General features: G+C 57.6%; 19 protein-coding genes. 10 read left to right on the top strand and 9 right to left on the bottom strand.

Annotated elements, in window-relative coordinates:
* Nucleotides 1-324: 324 nt before the first annotated feature.
* From leuD to ABLN87_RS17765, 4 genes are read right to left on the bottom strand one after another with little or no spacing between them, the layout of a single operon-like run.
* On the bottom strand, nt 325-930 hold the full coding sequence (gene leuD / locus ABLN87_RS17780) for a 3-isopropylmalate dehydratase small subunit (protein WP_353012760.1): 606 nt from the start codon (nt 928-930) through the stop codon (nt 325-327).
* Nucleotides 931-973: 43 nt separating this feature from the next.
* Nucleotides 974-1,528 carry an HdeD family acid-resistance protein gene (locus tag ABLN87_RS17775; protein WP_353012758.1) on the bottom strand — a complete coding sequence of 185 codons (555 nt, stop codon included), beginning with the start codon at nt 1,526-1,528 and terminating at the stop codon, nt 974-976.
* Between the two features lie 36 nt (nt 1,529-1,564).
* Nucleotides 1,565-2,968 (bottom strand): 3-isopropylmalate dehydratase large subunit, encoded by a 1,404-nt coding sequence (gene leuC / locus ABLN87_RS17770; RefSeq protein WP_353012755.1) that lies wholly within the window; start codon nt 2,966-2,968, stop codon nt 1,565-1,567.
* A 44-nt stretch (nt 2,969-3,012) separates the two neighbouring features.
* Entirely contained in the window at nt 3,013-3,108 is a 96-nt protein-coding gene (locus ABLN87_RS17765; protein WP_353012752.1) for an isopropylmalate isomerase, read from the bottom strand.
* Between the two features lie 84 nt (nt 3,109-3,192).
* Between ABLN87_RS17765 and ABLN87_RS17760 the strand changes: the two genes are divergently transcribed.
* The 4 genes from ABLN87_RS17760 to ABLN87_RS17745 all read left to right on the top strand — a co-directional run bounded on the left by ABLN87_RS17760 (nt 3,193) and on the right by ABLN87_RS17745 (nt 6,100).
* Nucleotides 3,193-4,563 carry a mechanosensitive ion channel family protein gene (locus ABLN87_RS17760; RefSeq protein WP_353012750.1) on the top strand — a complete coding sequence of 457 codons (1,371 nt, stop codon included), beginning with the start codon at nt 3,193-3,195 and terminating at the stop codon, nt 4,561-4,563.
* Nucleotides 4,564-4,727: 164 nt separating this feature from the next.
* Nucleotides 4,728-5,087: a ribosome silencing factor gene (gene rsfS / locus ABLN87_RS17755; protein ID WP_353012747.1), complete on the top strand. Its 360-nt coding sequence runs from the start codon at nt 4,728-4,730 to the stop codon at nt 5,085-5,087.
* A gap of 44 nt (nt 5,088-5,131) precedes the next feature.
* Entirely contained in the window at nt 5,132-5,602 is a 471-nt protein-coding gene (rlmH, locus tag ABLN87_RS17750) for a 23S rRNA (pseudouridine(1915)-N(3))-methyltransferase RlmH (RefSeq protein WP_353012745.1), read from the top strand.
* A gap of 12 nt (nt 5,603-5,614) precedes the next feature.
* A complete protein-coding gene (locus ABLN87_RS17745; RefSeq protein ID WP_353012743.1) occupies nt 5,615-6,100 on the top strand; it encodes a flavodoxin family protein in 486 nt (161 codons plus the stop codon).
* A gap of 3 nt (nt 6,101-6,103) precedes the next feature.
* Here ABLN87_RS17745 and ABLN87_RS17740 read toward each other — a convergent pair whose 3' ends face one another.
* Together ABLN87_RS17740 and ABLN87_RS17735 are read right to left on the bottom strand one after the other, a co-directional pair.
* Entirely contained in the window at nt 6,104-6,451 is a 348-nt protein-coding gene (locus ABLN87_RS17740) for a hypothetical protein (RefSeq protein WP_353012740.1), read from the bottom strand.
* A gap of 35 nt (nt 6,452-6,486) precedes the next feature.
* Entirely contained in the window at nt 6,487-7,185 is a 699-nt protein-coding gene (locus tag ABLN87_RS17735; RefSeq protein ID WP_353012738.1) for a DUF599 domain-containing protein, read from the bottom strand.
* An 82-nt stretch (nt 7,186-7,267) separates the two neighbouring features.
* On the opposite strand from ABLN87_RS17735, the gene ABLN87_RS17730 reads away from it, so the two are divergent.
* The 6 genes from ABLN87_RS17730 (at nt 7,268) to ABLN87_RS17705 (ending at nt 13,510) form a co-directional block, all read left to right on the top strand.
* Nucleotides 7,268-8,716, top strand: a complete 1,449-nt coding sequence (locus ABLN87_RS17730; RefSeq protein ID WP_353012735.1) for an FAD-linked oxidase C-terminal domain-containing protein — start codon at nt 7,268-7,270, stop codon at nt 8,714-8,716.
* Nucleotides 8,717-8,780: 64 nt separating this feature from the next.
* Nucleotides 8,781-9,881 (top strand): glycolate oxidase subunit GlcE, encoded by a 1,101-nt coding sequence (gene glcE / locus ABLN87_RS17725; RefSeq protein WP_353012732.1) that lies wholly within the window; start codon nt 8,781-8,783, stop codon nt 9,879-9,881.
* Between the two features lie 4 nt (nt 9,882-9,885).
* On the top strand, nt 9,886-11,205 hold the full coding sequence (glcF, locus tag ABLN87_RS17720; protein WP_353012730.1) for a glycolate oxidase subunit GlcF: 1,320 nt from the start codon (nt 9,886-9,888) through the stop codon (nt 11,203-11,205).
* 217 nt (nt 11,206-11,422) lie between these two features.
* Nucleotides 11,423-12,106: a trypsin-like serine peptidase gene (locus ABLN87_RS17715; RefSeq protein ID WP_353012727.1), complete on the top strand. Its 684-nt coding sequence runs from the start codon at nt 11,423-11,425 to the stop codon at nt 12,104-12,106.
* Nucleotides 12,103-12,918 carry a trypsin-like serine peptidase gene (locus ABLN87_RS17710; RefSeq protein WP_353012724.1) on the top strand — a complete coding sequence of 272 codons (816 nt, stop codon included), beginning with the start codon at nt 12,103-12,105 and terminating at the stop codon, nt 12,916-12,918. Before ABLN87_RS17715 ends, ABLN87_RS17710 begins: the two co-directional genes overlap by 4 nt.
* 124 nt (nt 12,919-13,042) lie before the next feature.
* A complete protein-coding gene (locus ABLN87_RS17705) occupies nt 13,043-13,510 on the top strand; it encodes an Hsp20 family protein (RefSeq protein ID WP_353012722.1) in 468 nt (155 codons plus the stop codon).
* 154 nt (nt 13,511-13,664) lie between these two features.
* Here ABLN87_RS17705 and ABLN87_RS17700 read toward each other — a convergent pair whose 3' ends face one another.
* The 3 genes from ABLN87_RS17700 to ABLN87_RS17690 form a co-directional block, all read right to left on the bottom strand.
* Nucleotides 13,665-14,432, bottom strand: coding sequence for a DUF695 domain-containing protein (locus tag ABLN87_RS17700; RefSeq protein WP_353012719.1), 768 nt, complete (start codon nt 14,430-14,432; stop codon nt 13,665-13,667).
* Between the two features lie 195 nt (nt 14,433-14,627).
* Nucleotides 14,628-16,811, bottom strand: coding sequence for an esterase-like activity of phytase family protein (locus tag ABLN87_RS17695; protein WP_353012716.1), 2,184 nt, complete (start codon nt 16,809-16,811; stop codon nt 14,628-14,630).
* 123 nt (nt 16,812-16,934) lie between these two features.
* Nucleotides 16,935-18,410 carry an NAD-dependent succinate-semialdehyde dehydrogenase gene (locus ABLN87_RS17690; protein WP_353012713.1) on the bottom strand — a complete coding sequence of 492 codons (1,476 nt, stop codon included), beginning with the start codon at nt 18,408-18,410 and terminating at the stop codon, nt 16,935-16,937.
* Nucleotides 18,411-18,438 lie beyond the last annotated feature (28 nt).

Genomic DNA, 18,438 nt, shown 5'->3' with positions numbered 1-18,438 from the left:
ACCCTTTTTCAAACTGGACCAGCCGGTCTTTGCCAACTTGGTTCCAACTTGTGCCCGCCCGTTTGTTAAAGTGACGGATGCCTCGTTTCCGACACCTTGGACGATAAGCGGCATTCCGCTCAAGCCAGGGTGCAGATAACACGTGATTTCGGGCAAAAAGATGGCGCAACTGGTGCGGGATTGCATCATTTTCGACGCAAATCCGACGTGTATCTCAAAATGAGACCTAGATGTTGTGGTTTTGTGGTTTTCAACCCCTAAAATGCGAATGGGGTCGCGACTGCGACCCCATAGGGTTGAGTGCCCACAGAATCATCCACAGAATCATACCCAGGGTCGGGCCTGACTCGCGTGATCCTCGAATTTGTCGATGTGGTGGTCTTTTTCCATCGTCAGGCCGATATCATCCAGACCGTTCAACAGGCAGTGCTTACGGTGGGGATCGATGTCAAACTCGATGACCAGTCCGTCCGATGTGGTGATCTGCTGATCTTCCAGATGCACGGTCATACGGGCATTTTCGCCTTTGTGCGCGTCATCCATCAGGATCGTGTGATGTTCTTCCTCAACCACGATGGGCAGAATGCCGTTCTTGAAGCAGTTGTTGAAGAAGATGTCGGCGAAGCTGGTCGAGATCACCACCTTGATGCCGAAATCCTTGATTGCCCAAGGCGCGTGTTCCCGCGACGAGCCGCAGCCGAAATTGTCACCTGCCACCAGAATCTCGGTGTTGCGATAAGCGGGTTTGTTCAGAACAAACTCTTCGTTCTCGCCGCCATGATCATGATAGCGCATCTCATCAAACAGAACGACGCCAAGACCCGACCGTTTGATGGTTTTCAGATGCACTTTGGGGATGATCATATCGGTGTCGATATTGATCAGCGGCATTGGGGCGGCCACCCCGTGGACTTTTTCAAACTTTTCCATGTTCTACACTCCTGCGAGAGAGGGCCGCGCCCGTATCCCGCGTTTAAGCTTCTTTCGCTTCTGTTGTTTCGTCCTTGGGTGCGTTCTTGACGAAGAACGCCATGAAGACCAATCCGAACCCGTTGAACAGCATCTCGATGCCCAGGAAAATCCCCAAAATGCTCAGCAGCGCCTGCGGCTCCTGCCCCACATAACTCCAGATGATACCGGCCAGCACGATCGACAAGATGCCCGAGATCAGCGTTGGCCAGAAGAACTGGGTTCCGCGCATCTGGAAGGACAGGATGATCCGCGCGATGCCGCCTGCCATGAACAGGATCAGCACCACGGTCGCCAAGGTCAGTGTGCCCTGCAGCGGGTGATCCAGAAAGGACCAGCCAAGGAACAGCATGACCGCACCCATGATGAGTGACAGGATTTTATTGCCGGCGCCTTCAACGGTGAAGCCCCCCACAACCTGCAAACCGCCGCAGATCAGCAGCAGCACTCCGGTCACCACCGTCACGGCAATCGACGCCACGACCGGTGCACCCAGAACGAAGATGCCGAACGCGATGGACAGTAGCCCCAGCAGAAGCCATTTGACCCAGTCACTCATGTCTCAATTCCCTCAAAAGTTGTTTATGAGGGCAGCTTACATCAACTCTCGGACGTCTGTAAGTCGTCCTGTGATGGCAGCTGCGGCGGCCATAGCCGGGCTTAGCAAGTGGGTCCGTCCACCGCGTCCCTGACGGCCTTCAAAGTTGCGGTTCGAGGTCGCGGCACAGCGCTCGCCCGGTTGCAACTGGTCGGGGTTCATCGCCAGACACATCGAGCATCCCGCCAGACGCCATTCGAAACCGGCCTCTTTGAAAATCTCGGCCAGGCCTTCTTCTTCGGCCTGAGCGCGGACAAGGCCCGATCCCGGCACGACCATGGCACGCATGCCGTCCTTGATCTTTTTGCCTTTCAGGATTTCGGCTGCAGCGCGCAGGTCTTCGATCCGGCCATTGGTGCAGGACCCGATAAAGACGGTGTCGATTTCCACATCGCTGAGTTTCTGACCGGCTTCCAGCCCCATATACTCGATAGACCGGCGGGCCGCGTCGACCTTGCCGCCTTCGAAATCCTCGGGGTGAGGTACGGATGCGGTGATCGGCAGCACGTCCTCGGGGCTGGTACCCCAGGTCACAACCGGTGCGATGTCTTCGCCGCGCAAGGTGATGACTTTGTCGAAATGCGCGCCTTCATCAGTGTAGAGCGTTTTCCACCAGTCCATCGCAGCTTCCCATTGCGCGCCTTTTGGGGCGTGCGGGCGGCCTTTGACATATTCAAATGTGGTCTCGTCCGGCGCGATAAGGCCAGCGCGCGCACCGCCTTCGATCGCCATGTTGCAGACGGTCATGCGACCCTCCATCGAAAGATCGCGGATCGCTTCGCCGCAATACTCGATGACATAGCCGGTGCCGCCAGCGGTACCGGTTTCCCCGATCACGGCTAAAGTGATGTCCTTCGCGGTCACGCCCGGCTGCAATTTGCCGGTGACTTCCACCTTCATGTTCTTGGATTTCTTTTGGATCAGGGTTTGCGTGGCCAGAACATGTTCAACCTCGGACGTGCCAATGCCGTGGGCCAGTGCGCCAAACGCGCCATGGGTGGCGGTGTGGCTGTCGCCGCAAACCACGGTCATGCCGGGCAGGGTCCAGCCCTGTTCGGGGCCGACGATGTGCACGATGCCCTGACGAACGTCATTCACCGGGTAATAGTGAATGCCAAAATCCTTGGCGTTCTTGTCCAGCGCTTCGACCTGAATACGCGATTCCGGGTTTTCGATCCCGTTCACACGATCCGGCGTGGTGGGCACGTTATGGTCTGGTACAGCAATGGTCTTTTCCGGTGCGCGCACCTTGCGGCCCGCCATGCGCAACCCTTCGAAGGCTTGCGGGCTGGTAACCTCGTGCACCAGGTGGCGGTCGATATACAGCAGGCAGGTACCATCATCGGCTTCATGCGCGACATGGGCATCCCAGATCTTGTCATAGAGTGTTTTGGGGGACATCTGTCCTCTCCCCGTATGTAATGAGAAATAGCTGGCGAGGTGGCTTAGGCCGCGGATAGGCGGGCCAGAACCGTGCGGGCAGCCCCATAGAACCGCTCGCGCAGGCGTGCGCGATCTTCCAGGTTCTGTTCTTGGGCCACGATGAGTCTCATGCGCATCAGATATAACGCGTCTGGCCTTCGATCAAGGCGCAATACGGTCCGGGCTTGCATCGATCCAAAGGGATGTCCAAGCTGACCCACATGAATCAGGACCTGCTACCGGAAACCCTGTCAGAGCTATATGCGAATATGGCGGCGGCGTTCTCTTCTCAGTTTGAGAATCTAGTTGAACTGATCGTCACGCCCGGATGGCGGCAATACCAGTTGGCAATCATCCTGTTCCTTTGGATGCTGGCCTATCTGCTCAGATTGTTTTCCCAAAATCGTTGGGACGCTTGGGCCAGGGCGCGGGTTGGATGGCCGAAATGGCGCCTGCGCATTCTGGTCCAGCTCATGCGCCGGTTGACGCTGGTCTATTTTGTTGCGCTTTCCGGTGGGTTGTATCTGGTGATGCAACAGGTCACATGGCCATCGCGCAGTTACATCATTGGCGTCTTCGCCACGCTTGCCGCAGCCTGGCTGGTCATTGCGCTGGCGTCGCGACTGGTGCGGAACCGAACGCTGCGGCAGATATTCAAGTGGTCAATGTGGATCTACGCGACGCTGATTGCCTTGGGCTTGACCGACGATGTCGCGGGGTTTCTCGACGGTATGGCCATTGCCATCGGCGATCTGAACATTTCGGCACTGGGTATTCTGAAAGCCGCACTGCTGATCGGTGTATTACTCACTCTGGCGCGGTTGGGAGCAGGCGTTGCCGAGCGCGGCCTGAAACGCAACGACGATATCTCGCCGTCAATGCAGGTGCTGCTGGCCAAGGGCATACAGGTTGTTCTGTACGGCGCCGTTTTCATGGCGGCCATCCGCACACTGGGGTTCGATCTGACCGGCATAGCGCTGCTGTCGGGCGCGATTGGTGTGGGCATCGGCTTCGGGTTGCAAAAGGTCGTGTCGAACCTGATTTCGGGGATCATCATCCTGATGGATCGGTCGATCAAACCCGGCGATGTCATTTCACTGGGCGATACCTTCGGGTGGATCAATGCGTTGGGCGCGCGCTATGTCTCGGTCGTGACGCGGGATGGGCGGGAATATCTGATCCCGAACGAAGATCTGATCACCAATCAGGTGGTGAACTGGTCGCATTCGGACCGGTTCGTGCGGTTGGACCTGACTTTTGGCACCAGCTATAGCGACGACCCCCACAATGTGCGGGCCACGGCGATCCGGGCAGTGCAATCGGTTTCGCGGGTCCTCAGCAGTGACGGGCATGACCCGGTGTGCCATATCACCGGCTTCGGCGACAGCAGCGTGGACTATGTGTTGCGCTTCTGGATCAGCGACCCGACCAAGGGGCTGACCAATATCAGGGGCAATGTGTATCTGGCGCTATGGGATGCGTTCCACGCCGAAGGCATCCAAATCCCCTTCCCGCAGCGCGAGGTCCGCCTGCTGCCCGACGACGCAGACCTGCAACAGCTTGCCAAAGAGTGAGCCCGCATCCAGATGCTGTGGCGGCCTTTCATTGAAATGTTGCAATCGCCTTGCTACCTTAATAATACCCCTGCGCCGGGGTTTTGCGGCGCACAGCAAAGGAGGACTATGTCCTGTCTCTACATACCCAGGCGGGTTTACCTGCCGAAGACGGGGCCAAGGTAATGGCCCACTCTCAGTCAATCAGCGACACGCTGCTTGAACGCATCCTTTCCTCACTTTCCGATGACAAGGCCGAAGATGTTGTGCAGATCAATCTGCGTGGTAAGTCCTCGGTTGCGGATCACATGGTGATTGCTTCGGGTCGGTCGACCCGCCAGGTCGCAGCCATGGCGGAAAAGCTGACGGATCGCATCAAGCAGGAGTTTGGTTTCACCTCGAAGGTCGAAGGCAAGGATGCCGGCGACTGGGTGTTGATCGATACGGGCGACGTGATCGTTCATATCTTCCGCCCCGAAGTGCGTGAATTCTACCAGCTGGAAAAGATGTGGCTGCCTGCGGGCGGCAGCGCCTCAGCCAACTGAGGCGCCATCCTGGCCTGTATTGAAAGGCCGGAGGCGAGAGAGATATGCGTATCAGCATAGTTGCGGTCGGGCGATTGCGCGCCGGACCCGAGAAGTCCCTGCTTGACGATTACCTGACCCGATTTGACCGGACCGGCCGTGGCTTGGGCCTTGGTCCTGCGCAGGTGATCGAGGTCGAAGACAAGAAAAACGCAGGCATGGGGGCCGAGGCCGCGCTGCTGCGCAAGGCGCTGCCCAAGGGGGCGGTGATCTGCACGCTGGATGAGCGCGGGCGGGTCATGTCCTCACCGGAATTTGCGAAAAAGCTGGGTAATTGGCGTGACGCTGGGCGGCAGGATCTCGCGCTGATTATCGGAGGAGCAGACGGAATTGACCCTTCACTGCGCGCCGAGGCGGATTTTTCCATCTCTTTCGGGTCAATGGTCTGGCCCCACATGCTGGTCCGTGTGATGTTGGCCGAGCAACTCTATCGGGCCGCAACCATTCTGTCTGGCGGCCCCTATCACAGGGTCTAAAACGAGTCTGACATGGCGCAGCTTCTGATTGTCTATCATTCGCGCACAGGCGGTGCCCGGCAAATGGCTGAGGCGGCAGCTGAGGCGGGTGGGGATGAGGCAGATATCGTCTTGAAAACCGCAGATCAGGCCGGGCCCGAAGACTTGCTGGCCGCCGACGGCTACATTTTCTGCGCCCCCGAAAACCTCGCCGCAATTTCGGGCCTTATGAAAGAGTTCTTCGATCGCAGCTACTATCCCGTTCTGGGCCGGATCGAGGGTCGCCCCTACGCACAGATGATCTGCGCCGGGTCCGACGGAGAGAATGCCGCACGCCAAACCGCCCGCATCGCCACCGGCTGGCGGTTGAAAGAAGTGCAGCCGCCGCTGATCCTGTGCACCCATGCGCAGACGCCGGAAGCGATACTGGCCGAGAAGGTTATCCCCCAAGATCAGTTGGATAAATGCCGCGAAATTGGCGCAGCGATGGCAGCAGGTCTAAGCCTAGGGGTGTTTTGACCCTCAGTTCAGGTCGATCACGGTGGTGTCGTCGCTCCACCCCCCGACATTGTCGCGGGCCTGGATCTGGACCTGGGTGGTGCCTTCTGGAATGGCAACTCCGCCAAGGGATCGGGTGAAGGGCTGTTCATCAACATGCGGGTGGTGCAACACGCGCATACCCAATTCGGTCCCGTCCATGTCCAGAACACGCCAGCCATCTGCGTAATCGTCCCAGCCTGTGTCCGGGTGGCGGATTGTGACGTCGAATCGCCAGGTTTCACCATTGCGCTGGGCGGTGACGTTTTCGATCACCGGAGCATCGGCAAAGGCGGGGGTGGCCAGCAGGGCGCAAAGAACAAGGTATCTCATGTGGTGATCTTACCTTGTCTTGCCCACCGTGACGATCACGATCCGGTGTCGAGCAAAATCGTGCGCGATTGCGATGCAAATTCCCGCCGATAGAGCATGGCCATCGTGATCACCGTGCCCAGAACCAACGGTATTGGTCCCAGAATCCAAGCCGCCGCGGCCAACGCAAAATAGGTAGCACGTAACGCGCGGTTGAAACTGCGCGCCGCGGTGACACAGATCTCGGCTGCCTGTGCGGCGCGTGGGTAAGCTGTGGGGTCGTCAGGCTCATTCGGGACTGCGGCCATCAGCACCGCGCAATAGCCGAACAGGCGATGTGCCCAGACGTATTTCAGGAATGCATTGGTCAGAAACAGAAGGATGATCAATATCTTGACCTCCCATACCAATGCGGGTGCTGTACCCAGTGCCAAATCCTCGGCCAGCCCGGCCAAACGCTGAGGATTGCCCAACAAAGCAAGTCCTCCGCCGATAGCGATCATGGTTGTCGAGGCAAAAAACGTGCTTCCCTGCCGCATCGTGCCAACCACTTGCGCATCGAACATGCGCGGCTGTCGGGTGACCATTTCTTTCATCCAATCCCGGCGATAGCCATCCATGATGCGACTGACCGAGGGCTTCTGAGCGGAGGCGTTTTCAACCCGCCAACCGATCCAAAGCCAGGACCCCAGCAACAGCAGCAAAGCGGCATAGTCGGGCAGGGAAAAAGGAAGGGATTGAGCGATCCAGGACATGACTGCGACACTAAGTCGGAAGATCGAAACTTGCCAGATGCAGAAATTGGTAATATTATTTTACCAAATTGGAGGATCAGCCATGGAAATGCCCCAGCCAAATCCCGATGTACTTGCGCGAAAGCACCGCGTTCTGGCGCGACTGCAGCAAGTTCTACCCGAGGATGCGGTGATCCACGACCCGGCAGAGACACGCGCCTATGAATGTGACGCGCTGACTGCGTATCGCTGCCCGCCGATGCTGGCGGTGCTGCCGTCGACGACACAAGAGGTTTCGGATGTTTTGCGTATCTGCCACGAGGAGGGCGTGCCCGTGGTTCCGCGCGGTGCAGGAACGTCGCTTGCGGGCGGGGCGCTGCCGACTGCGGATTGCGTGATTCTGGGTGTGGCGCGCATGAACGACGTGCTGGAGACCGATTATGACAACCGCTTCATTCGCGTTCAGACCGGCCGTACCAATCTGAGCGTAACTGGAGCGGTAGAGGAAGAGGATTTCTTTTATGCACCAGACCCTTCGTCGCAACTGGCCTGCGCCATTGCGGGGAACATTGCGATGAATTCGGGTGGGGCGCATTGTCTGAAATACGGGGTGACCACGAACAACCTGTTGGGTGTCAAGATGGTGATGATGGATGGCCGCGTAGTCGAGATCGGCGGCGCGCATCTGGATTCTGGCGGACTGGACCTGTTGGGCGTGATCTGCGGGTCCGAAGGGCAGCTGGGTGTCGTGACCGAAGCAACGCTGCGTATCCTGCGCAAGCCCGAAGGCGCACGGCCCGTGCTGATGGGGTTCGATGACAATGAGGTGGCCGGTCAGTGCGTTTCTGACATTATCAAATCGGGCATCCTGCCGGTGGCAATCGAGTTCATGGATACCCTTTGCATCAAGGCTTGCGAAAACTTCGCCCATGCTGGCTATCCTGATTGCACGGCCTTGCTGATAGTCGAGGTTGAGGGTTCTGAGGCCGAGATCGACGATCAGCTTTCCAAGATCATTGAAATCGCCAAGCGCCATAACCCGGTTGAACTGCGTGAGAGCCAATCGGCCGAGGAAAGTGCCAAAATCTGGCTGGGCCGGAAGTCGGCCTTTGGCGCGATGGGGCAGCTGAACGATTACATGTGCCTCGATGGTACGATTCCGGTGTCCTCGCTGCCCGAAGTGCTGCGTCGGATTGGAGAGTTGAGCGAAGACTATGGTCTGCCTGTGGGAAATGTCTTCCATGCAGGGGATGGCAATATGCACCCGCTGATCCTGTTTGACGCCAACAAACCCGGCGATCTGGAGAAATGCGAGGCCTTTGGTGCGGATATCCTGAAACTGTGTGTTGATGTCGGCGGTTGCCTGACCGGAGAACATGGCGTGGGTATCGAAAAACGGGATTTGATGTCGCACCAATATACGCCTGCCGACCTAGAGGCGCAGATGGCGGTGAAGGACGTGTTCGATCCGCAATGGCTGCTGAACCCGGCCAAGGTGTTTCCGCTGGATGTGTCCGAAGCCCGCCGCGTAGCGCAGATGGCGGCGGAATAGGGGGCTCTGCCCCCGCCGCGCTTTGCGCGCCTCCCCCGAGGTATTTTTGAACAGAAGAAGTGATATGAGACCTGAGACAGAGATGGAGCTGGCCGATATCGTGGCCGGGTTGAACGAGCCGGTGCGTATTCAGGGCGGAGGAACGCGCGGCGTGTTTGGGCCTGAACCGGTTTTGAGTACGGCGGGGTTGAGTGGCATAACGCTCTATGAACCGGGCGCGCTGACTTTGGTGGCGCAGGCGGGGACTCCGGTGACTGAGATCGAGGCGGCGTTGGCAGCGGAAGAGCAGCAACTGGCGTTTGAGCCTGCCGATTACCGGGCTTTGTTGGGAACCTCGGGTGAGTCGACCATAGGCGGGGTTGTCGCTGCCAATATCTCGGGTCCGCGGCGGATACAGGCCGGGGCGTGCCGGGATTTTCTGCTGGGTGTGCGATATGTCGATGGGCGGGGGCAAGTCATCAAGAATGGTGGGCGAGTGATGAAGAATGTCACCGGCTATGATTTGGTCAAGTTGATGGCCGGGTCGTGGGGCACTTTGGGAGTGCTGAGCGAGGTGTCTCTGAAAGTGCTGCCAAAGCCAGAGGCTGTGGCGGTATTGGGCATGCCGGTCACGCAGGTATCAGCCGCAGTTCAGATGCTGTCGGCTGCGTTGAAATCCCCGTTTGAGGTGAGCGGTGCCGCTTATGATCCCGAATTGGGTCAGGCTCTGTTGCGGATCGAAGGGTTTGCCGACTCGGTCGCGTATCGGATCGGTCAGTTGCAACGTGAGCTTTCCGCGTATGGCGAGGCTGCCCAGATCGAAGAGCCAGAGGAGACATGGCGCGCGATCCGGGATGTGGGCAGGTTTGAGGACAAGGAAGGCGATGTTTGGCGCATTTCCACAAAACCCTCGGATGCGGCGGAGGTTGCGGCGCGGCTGGAGGCCAAAAACCTGCTGCTGGATTGGGGTGGTGGGCTTGTTTGGGCGCTTGTGGATGCGGGATCAGATATTCGCGCGCGACTGGGCGAATTTGATGGGCACGCCACGCTTGTTCGCGCCGCGCCGGAGACGATTCAAACACTTGGCCGGTTGCAGCCCGAGCCCGAACCGCTGGCAAGCTTAACGCGGGACTTACGGCGGAAGTTCGATCCGAAAGGCCTTTTTAATCCTGGGCTTATGGGGTAGTCAGATGCAAACGACATTCACCGAAGACCAGCTGAAAGACCCGGGAACCCGGCGCGCGAATGAGATTTTGCGCAACTGTGTTCACTGCGGATTTTGCACAGCAACTTGCCCGACCTACCAGGTTCTGGGGGATGAGTTGGATAGCCCGCGAGGCCGGATTTACCTGATCAAGGATATGCTCGAGAATGAGCGTTTGCCGGATGAAAAGACGGTGAAACATATTGATCGGTGCCTGTCGTGTCTGGCCTGTATGACGACTTGCCCCTCAGGCGTGCACTATATGCATCTGGTCGATCACGCGCGGGAATACATCGAAAACAACTACAAACGCCCGCTCTCGGATCGTGTCTTGCGCTGGGTTCTGGCGCAGATTCTGCCCTATCCGATGCGGTTTCGCTGGGCGCTGCTCGGGGCCAAGCTGGGGCGGCCATTTCGGTCGCTGATGCCCGATCCGCGATTGCGCGCGATGTTGGACATGGCACCTAAATACATTCCTCCGGTCAGCCGGAACGATGATCCGCAAAGCTTTGCACCCAAAGTGCCGCGCAAGAAACGCGTTGCGTTGATGACAGGCTGTGCGCAGAAGGCGCTGAACACCGATATCAATGATGCCACAATCCGGCTGTTGACCCGATTGGGATGCGAGGTTGTAGTGGCCGAAGGCGCGGGGTGCTGTGGCGCGCTGACCCACCACATGGGCAAAAGCCGCGATAGCCACGCCGCTGCTGCTGCAAATATCCGAGGCTGGACGCAGGAGATGAATGGGGATGGCCTGGATGCGATTGTGATCAACACCTCCGGTTGCGGCACGACGGTCAAGGACTACGGCCATATGTTTCGCGACGAGGATCTGGCAGAGGATGCAGCGCGGGTCTCGGGTATGACGATGGATATCAGCGAGTTGCTGATGCAGTTGGACATACCAGAGCAGGGCGATCAGGGCCTGACGGTTGCGTATCACGCGGCGTGTTCTTTGCAGCATGGGCAAAAGATCAAAACCTATCCCAAGGACCTGTTGAAGCGCGCGGGTTTCAAAGTGGTCGAACCTGCAGACAGCCATCTGTGCTGCGGCAGTGCCGGGACGTATAATCTGATGCAGCCCGAAATCTCTGCCAAGCTGAAAGACCGCAAGGTCAGAACCTTGCAGGCCAAAAGACCAGATATTATCGCTGCAGGGAATATCGGGTGCATGATGCAGATTGGCTCGGCTACCGAGGTGCCGATTGTGCACACCGTCGAATTGTTGGATTGGGTCACAGGCGGGCCGAAACCACGGGCGTTGAGCACCGGGTATATGGCGTCCGATGTGCCAATCTTGCGCTGAACCGGCGTGATGCACCGCCGCATCACGACCTGCAAATTCCCTGACCGCCCTATTTTCGCCGTACCCGCCCCGTAGCACAGTTGGCCGGGGGAATCGAGCGGAGTACCGCGTGCGAAACTGGATAAAAGCAATCGCGCTCTGTGTGCTGCCTATTGCGGCCACCGCGCAGGATAGCGGGCTGAGAAGCCTTGATACATCTGATTCGGGGCGGGATTGGATGGCTGTCGGGCGCCTGGACATCAAAGGCGTTGGGTTTTGCACCGGCACGCTGGTTGCACCAGATCTCGTGCTGACTGCCGCACATTGCATGTACAACAAATCCACGGGCCAACCTATCGATCCGGCGGATATGGAATTTCTGGCTGGCTGGCGCTTAGGTCGTGCGCTGGCCTATCGCGATGTGCGGCGCGTGGCGATTCATCCGGACTATAGTTTCCAAGCAAAGATATCCCAAAATAGCTTCGGTTATGATGTTTCCTTGGTTGAGCTGTGGCAGCCTGTCAGAAACATATCAGTATCTCCTTTTGAGATCGGCGCCGCACCAAAGCGGGGCCAAAAGGTAGGTGTGGTCTCATATGCGCAAAATCGGGCCGAGGCCCCTTCGCTGCAACAGGTGTGCTCGGTCGTGAACCGGCAATCGGATGTTGTGGTGATGTCATGCGATGTGAATTTCGGATCATCGGGGGCGCCGGTGTTTTTGTTCTCTGAACCAGAACCGAAGATCGTCTCGGTTATCTCTGCAAAGGCCAGCATGAATGGGGAAAGTGTGGCAATCGGTACGACTGTCGAGAAGGCGTTCGAATTGCTGCAGGCTGAACTTGAGGCCGGGCGTGGTATCGATTCATCCGCTTTGAGCGGCAGTGGCGGCAAAAATGTCGGAGCGAGGTTTATCAAGCCATGATCAAGACGATACTTACGGCTCTTTTCGGTCTCGCCCTTTTGACAACAACAGCCGAGGCGCAGGCCAACAAACGCAAACTGACGGATCGTGAAGACCTGTACGGGTGGGAGGCGATCGGGCGGCTTGATGTTGGCACGCAGTCGTTTTGTACCGGGACATTGATCGCGCAGGATCTGGTTTTGACGGCGGCGCATTGTGCTTTGGACAGGGCAACCGGCAAGCCATATATGCCCGGTGAAGTCACGTTTCGCGCTGGTTTAAGCAATGGCACTGCGCTGGCTGAGCGCAAAGTGGTGCAAATCGTGCCCCATCCTGGCTATGACGCGGGCGCAGCTTTGTCGGTTGAGAACATTCGCGATGACGTTGCATTGATGCGGCTGGAAGAACCGATCCCCTATTCGGTTGCTGACCCATTTGCCCTGCATGACGGGCGGGTGCCGAATGGGGAAATCAGCATTGCATCCTATGGCCGTGGACGGGCCGAGGCGATCACGCGCGAACGGTCCTGCAGCATTCTGCAACGGCGTCTGGGGCTGATCACTTTCAACTGCGATATCACTTTCGGTTCGTCCGGTTCGGCGATCCTGGCCAAGAACGGCGCGCGTTGGCAGATTCTGTCGGTCGTATCGGCAGTCAGCGTGCGCGGTGGCGAGAAGATCGGGTTTGGGATGGAACTAAAAAATGTCGTCTCTGAGTTAAAGGCGATCATGCGCAGCAATGCGCCTAAACCCAAGGCCTCGATCCGCCGTTTGCAGGTGGGGTCCGACAAATCCAGCTCGGGCGCGAAATTCATCAGCTCGGGCGGGGGTTGAACTCAGTCAAATTGCTACCCATGTGAATTGTACCGGATCGCCACAGATGGGGTTCGGTCTCTCAAATCGCCCGTCCAATTGGAGGGCTGAATTCGTAAATCGCTCAAGGATGAGGATACGACACATGCGTACTTTTGATTTTGCACCGCTGCACCGCGCCACTATTGGGTTTGACCAGATCGCAGACATGATGGACCGCGTTCTGACCAGTGACGTCGCACAGCCCAGCTACCCCCCGTATAACATCGAAAAAACCGATGCCGACACCTACCGGATTTCCGTGGCTGTTGCCGGTTTTTCCGAGGATGACCTGTCTGTAGAAGTGAAGGAAAATTCGCTTGTCGTGGCAGGGAAGAAAGCCGCCGAGGACAAAGAGCGCAGCTACCTGCACCGTGGCATCGCCACCCGCGCGTTCGAGCGCCGATTTGCGCTGGCCGACCATGTCCGCGTCACCGGCGCGAGCCATGAAAACGGCATGCTGAACATCGATCTGAAGCGCGAAGTACCCGAGGCGCTCAAACCGCGCCGGATCGAGATTTCATCGTCCAAAGCGATCGAAAAAGATGTGGTTGACGCCAAGGCGGTCAACTAACACCTCAAAGTTCTGCGACAGTCGCCTCCTCCCAGACTGTCGCAACACACGCCCCGCGTTCCTCCAGACGCGGGGCGTTGTTTTTTTGGGGAAGAGATAGCTAAGCCGCCCAACTGCAAATCTGTGACGTTTGTACTTGCTATCTGAACGGTGACTACGTGGCGGCGCCAGCCTGTTTTTGGGTGAAGCAGCCCCAACCATCATACGACCCGCCAAGGCCTTCGGCCAACTGTTCTAACTCGAATGTAACCGGGTCGAGGCTCTGAGGAGCGTCAACCCTTTGAACCAAGAGGTCGAACGACTTTTTGAGAATGCCCTGTGTTGTGGTCGTCACTTTGAACCCTTTTTGGGTAACAATTCGCTCAAATTCTTTCGCCTGCTTACGGCTATGAAAAATGACTGAGTGATCAATCTCACGCGGTATGCTCAAATCATCGCCGTCGTCTTCCAACCGAAAATAGACGGCTCGATTTTTGATTTCGTTCATTGCAATAGCATTGGGGTATAGGTCCTCAAGATAAGTCTGCCACGCTGCATCTTCAAAGTTGAAAGCTGTTTTTGTGTAGGCGGGGAAAGACTCGTCAAGAGCAGAGACAACTGAATCTGCGGCAGTTTCCGATGAGCCATAGAAATAGAACTTGCGTTTGCGTCCTCCGGTTTGGCGAGCAACGTATTTGATTTGATCGGTTTGACTTGCGAATATCAAGTCTTCTAGGTCCGATAGTGTTTGGTATTCTCCCGCAGTTGTCATGCCGTGGTTTGGGTCGGGGTAATGTAACTTAACTTCGATACAATGAAACACGTTGAGTTTTAGTACTGGTGCAACATCAACTAGGGAGAGGTTCACCATCGTCGAATATGGTTTTCCCTCGATTTCACAAGAATAGAAATCCCAGTGTTCTTTTTGTGTGTCTGAAGACATTCTTGCCTCTTGCTTTCATTTAATTGATAGCGCCATCCAATTGATTTGAAAGTCAAACCCTTTCGTACGCAATCACACTGATCAGAGGGTTGACCAAAGTTTTGACCGAATATCCCGCTTGGGAAAATGCGAAACCTAAAGGAAAGGCCCCATGCGTTGCACGCACAGGGCCGATTTCAGGGTGGTTTGCTTGGGTTAGTTCCCAGCCGAAACCGACCCGATCGACCAGAACATCGTCTCGCCCGAGGCATCGTCGACACCGTCATTGTCGGTCATAACAAATGCCTCGCCCGAGGGCAGGATCGCCAGACCTTCGATTTTGTCCAGAACATAGCCGCCGGTTGATGTCAGGTCGGGCAGCAGGTCGCGGACCTCTTGCTTGCTGACAACAGGCAGTTCACTGCCCAGCGGGGCTGGGGTCATTTCCGACAGCGGGATGCGATAGACCATTTTGGTCACGGCGCGATGGTCATGCTGGTTGTCGCGTTCGATGACATAGACGTGGTCACCGAAGGCCACGATTTCCGACAGACCAACCCAGCCTGTTTCCGGGTCTGCCTTGGGGTAGTGCACAGCGCCCCATTCTTTGGTGTCCAGATTATAGGCAACCAATTTCACGTGGTTTTCCGGGTCGTCTTTCCATTCGCGCTGAACGGCCATCCACAAGGTGTCGTCAACCTTGGTGATGCCTTCAAAGCCAAAGCGCTTTTCGACAGCCATCAGTTCCGGCGGCAGACCGATCTCACCCTTGCGGTTCTTGATCAGACCGTCTTTCGAAACGTGGTAGATCGCGTGTGGGATGACGCGGTCGGTGCGGCCTTCAGAGGCGACATAGAAACCGCCCTTGCCATCCAGAGTGATGCCTTCCAGGTCCAGTTTCTGCGCCGGGTTGCCATCCTGACGGTGGATGCGGATCACGTCGACAATGCGCGCCGGGGTCTGGCTGGGGTCAATCTTGAAGATCGACGGCTGGAAGCCATAGAAGCTATCATTGACCGCATAGATCATGCCGTCTTCATCCGCCACCAGACCGGACAGAGCTCCCCACCCAGTCAGCTCATCTGCACCTGCGGAGGTCAAATGTGGATAGTTCGCGGGGGCGTCTTGGTATTCAAAGATCGAAACATGCGCGCGTGGGCCGCCATCTTCGATCAGGTCTTTTTCATTAGCCGATACCAGCAGGTTGCGTTCCGGGATCGCCACATACCCTTCTGGGCCTACACCCGAGGGCAACAATTGTTTCAGAACCGGGTTGGCCGGATCGGTTGCGTCATAAACCCCCACGACTGAGGCGCGTTCGGCCCCGACAAAGATCATCGGCGTGCCGCCAAAGGTGGCTGCGGTCACGCTTTCGGGCTCAACGCCTTTGCTGTCCGAGCGTTTGTCGGGGTAGTGGCCGATCTGGATGATGGCTTTCTCGAAATCGGTGCCGTTCTCATAAACAACGGTGCCGTCCTTGTGGAAGATCGTCCAGCCACGTGAGCCACCCTCGTAGTCGCCTTCATTGGCGGTGGCGAAGTGATTGTCATCGATCCATTTCACAGCGTCGGGTTCGCGCAGGCGACCGGGCTGGCTTTCCGTAAAGATCAACGCGCCGCGTTCGTCGGTGGCGTCGATGCCTTCCAGATCCACGCTGCCTGCCGAGAAATGGCTGATCACGGTGCCATCTTTGTCGACAATCGCGATGTGGTTGTTTTCCTGTAGAGTGACGACGGTTTCACCAAGGCCGTTGATGTCAACGAATTCCGGCTCGGGATCGGTCGGAGCAACCTCGGCCAGACCGGTCAGCGAGGCCAATTTCATGCCCGAACAGTCCAACGCGCCGTCTTTCAGCGGCACCAGTGCCAGTGAACCGGCGGGCAGCTGCGGGATAACACCGTCGTTCAGGTCTTCGTCACGCTCGTTTTCAATCGCAACGGCGACAAAGCTGGCATCAGGCGAAATGGCGACACTGTCGGGTTGACCGCCCAGATCACAAGCGCCGGTTTCCGCCTTGCCCGAGATATCGACCGAGATCAGCTTGCCCGACGGCGCAGTATAGCTTTCCGACGTGTTCACGCCCACAAAGGCTGTTGTACCAACAATCCCAACCGAGGTCGGCTCGCCACCCACCTCCATCGCGCCCAGCGGTGCGGGCTTCGCCGGGTTGGTGATGTCGACCATACCGATCACGCCTAGCGGGCTGTCGGTATAAACCAGCGTCATCCCATCGGCGGTGGCCGCAATGATCTCGGGCGAGGTTTCGCGGGTGGTATCCGCGCCTTCGGCCATGTTCTTGACGACCGGGAAAGATGCAATTCGGTTGAAGTTCATTTCTGCCATGGCCTGACCGGCGGTCAGGGCAAGGGCAGATGTCAGGCAGACAAAGCGCAATGACATCGGTAGGTATCCCCTCTTACTTGGATGAAAAGGGGATGACCTCAGGTCATTGCAGGGATGTGACGGTTTGTTTGCAGTTTTGTGACAAACCAACTAGCTTCGGCGCGCCGGAGCCAGTTCAGATCAGACCGACAGGCAGACGTATTTCATTTCCAGATAGTCTTCCATGCCGTGATGGCTGCCTTCGCGGCCCAAGCCGGATTGTTTGACGCCGCCAAACGGCCCAAGCTCAGTCGAGATGATGCCGGTGTTCACGCCGACGATGCCATATTCCAGCGCCTCGGCCACTTTGTAGACGCGGCTCAGATCCTTGGCATAGAAATACGAGGCCAGACCAAAGATTGTGTCATTGGCCATCGCAATAACGTCGTCTTCGTCCTCGAACTTGAACAGCGGGGCCAGTGGGCCAAAGGTTTCGTCCTGCGCCACCATCATGTCCTGAGTCACGCCGGTCACAATGGTCGGCTGGAAGAACGTGCCACCCAGATCATGGGGCAGGCCACCGGTCAGAACCGCGCCGCCTTTTTCGGTGACATCCTTGATATGCTCTTCAACCTTGGCGACGGCTTCGGCGTTGATCAGCGGGCCGGTTGTGGTGCCTTCGGTCAGGCCATCGCCGACCTTCAGCGCCTCGGTGGCCGCTTTCAGCTTGGCTGCGAATTCGTCGTAAACACCGGCCTGCACATAGATGCGGTTGGCACAAACGCAGGTCTGGCCGTTGTTACGGAATTTGCACATCATGGCGCCTTCGACGGCGGCATCCAGATCGGCATCGTCGAACACGATAAACGGCGCATTGCCGCCCAGTTCCATCGAGCATTTCATAACCTGATCCGCCGCTTGCCGCAGCAAGATGCGTCCCACTTCAGTCGAGCCGGTAAAGGTCAACTTACGCACGCCGGGGTTTTCGCAGAATTCCTTGCCGACCTCGCTGGCGCTGGAGGATGGCACGACATTGAACACGCCTGCCGGGATGCCGGCCTGTTCGGCCAGCAATGCGAGAACCAGCGCTGACAGGGGCGTTTCCGCCGCCGGACGTGCGACAAAGGCGCAACCTGCAGCCAAAGCCGGGCCTGCCTTGCGGGTGATCATCGCATTCGGGAAGTTCCAAGGTGTGATCGAGGCGGCCACACCAATGGGCTGTTTCAGCACCATGATCCGCTTGTCGCGCTGATGGCCGGGAATGGTCTCGCCATGGACCCGCTTGGCCTCTTCCCCGAAATACTCTATGAAGGACGCGCCATATGCGATCTCACCGACGGCTTCAGCCAGTGGCTTGCCCTGTTCCGCGGTCAGGATCTTGCCCAGATCCTGGGCGTTTTCCATCATCAGATCGAACCAGCGCCGCAGGATCACGGCGCGTTCCTTGCCGGTCAGCTTGGCCCATTCCTTTTGCGCGGCCTCAGCCTGTGCAATCGCACCGGCAACCTGAGCGCGGCTAACATCTGCAACCTCGGCCACCACATCGCCGCGTGCGGGGTTGGTGACAGCAAAGGTGCCATCGTCCCCATCCACCCATTGCCCGCCAATATAGGCCTTGGTCACCAACAGGTCAGGGTTTTTTAGGATGGATTTCAGATCGGTTGTTGCGTCCAGCATGGGTCAGCCTCCGGCAGTTCTAGTGTTG

This window comes from Ruegeria sp. SCP10 (assembly GCF_040329495.1).
Taxonomy (GTDB): Bacteria; Pseudomonadota; Alphaproteobacteria; order Rhodobacterales; family Rhodobacteraceae; genus Ruegeria.
The sequence above is the reverse complement of the archived record's forward strand: the minus strand, read 5'-3'. Positions and strand labels throughout refer to the sequence as shown.

Bases quoted from the DNA above. Each gene is read 5' to 3' on its own strand.
- ABLN87_RS17745 (WP_353012743.1), top strand. From the start codon at position 5,615: ATGGCGCAGCTTCTGATTGTCTATCATTCGCGCACAGGCGGTGCCCGG.
- ABLN87_RS17730 (WP_353012735.1), top strand. From the start codon at position 7,268: ATGGAAATGCCCCAGCCAAATCCCGATGTACTTGCGCGAAAGCACCGC.
- ABLN87_RS17740 (WP_353012740.1), bottom strand. From the start codon at position 6,451: ATGAGATACCTTGTTCTTTGCGCCCTGCTGGCCACCCCCGCCTTTGCC.
- ABLN87_RS17775 (WP_353012758.1), bottom strand. From the start codon at position 1,528: ATGAGTGACTGGGTCAAATGGCTTCTGCTGGGGCTACTGTCCATCGCG.
- glcE (WP_353012732.1), top strand. From the start codon at position 8,781: ATGAGACCTGAGACAGAGATGGAGCTGGCCGATATCGTGGCCGGGTTG.
- rsfS (WP_353012747.1), top strand. From the start codon at position 4,728: ATGGCCCACTCTCAGTCAATCAGCGACACGCTGCTTGAACGCATCCTT.
- rlmH (WP_353012745.1), top strand. From the start codon at position 5,132: ATGCGTATCAGCATAGTTGCGGTCGGGCGATTGCGCGCCGGACCCGAG.
- ABLN87_RS17690 (WP_353012713.1), bottom strand. From the start codon at position 18,410: ATGCTGGACGCAACAACCGATCTGAAATCCATCCTAAAAAACCCTGAC.
- leuD (WP_353012760.1), bottom strand. From the start codon at position 930: ATGGAAAAGTTTGAAAAAGTCCACGGGGTGGCCGCCCCAATGCCGCTG.
- ABLN87_RS17695 (WP_353012716.1), bottom strand. From the start codon at position 16,811: ATGTCATTGCGCTTTGTCTGCCTGACATCTGCCCTTGCCCTGACCGCC.
- ABLN87_RS17715 (WP_353012727.1), top strand. From the start codon at position 11,423: ATGGCTGTCGGGCGCCTGGACATCAAAGGCGTTGGGTTTTGCACCGGC.
- ABLN87_RS17700 (WP_353012719.1), bottom strand. From the start codon at position 14,432: ATGTCTTCAGACACACAAAAAGAACACTGGGATTTCTATTCTTGTGAA.
- ABLN87_RS17735 (WP_353012738.1), bottom strand. From the start codon at position 7,185: ATGTCCTGGATCGCTCAATCCCTTCCTTTTTCCCTGCCCGACTATGCC.
- ABLN87_RS17760 (WP_353012750.1), top strand. From the start codon at position 3,193: ATGTCCAAGCTGACCCACATGAATCAGGACCTGCTACCGGAAACCCTG.
- leuC (WP_353012755.1), bottom strand. From the start codon at position 2,968: ATGTCCCCCAAAACACTCTATGACAAGATCTGGGATGCCCATGTCGCG.
- ABLN87_RS17710 (WP_353012724.1), top strand. From the start codon at position 12,103: ATGATCAAGACGATACTTACGGCTCTTTTCGGTCTCGCCCTTTTGACA.
- ABLN87_RS17705 (WP_353012722.1), top strand. From the start codon at position 13,043: ATGCGTACTTTTGATTTTGCACCGCTGCACCGCGCCACTATTGGGTTT.
- glcF (WP_353012730.1), top strand. From the start codon at position 9,886: ATGCAAACGACATTCACCGAAGACCAGCTGAAAGACCCGGGAACCCGG.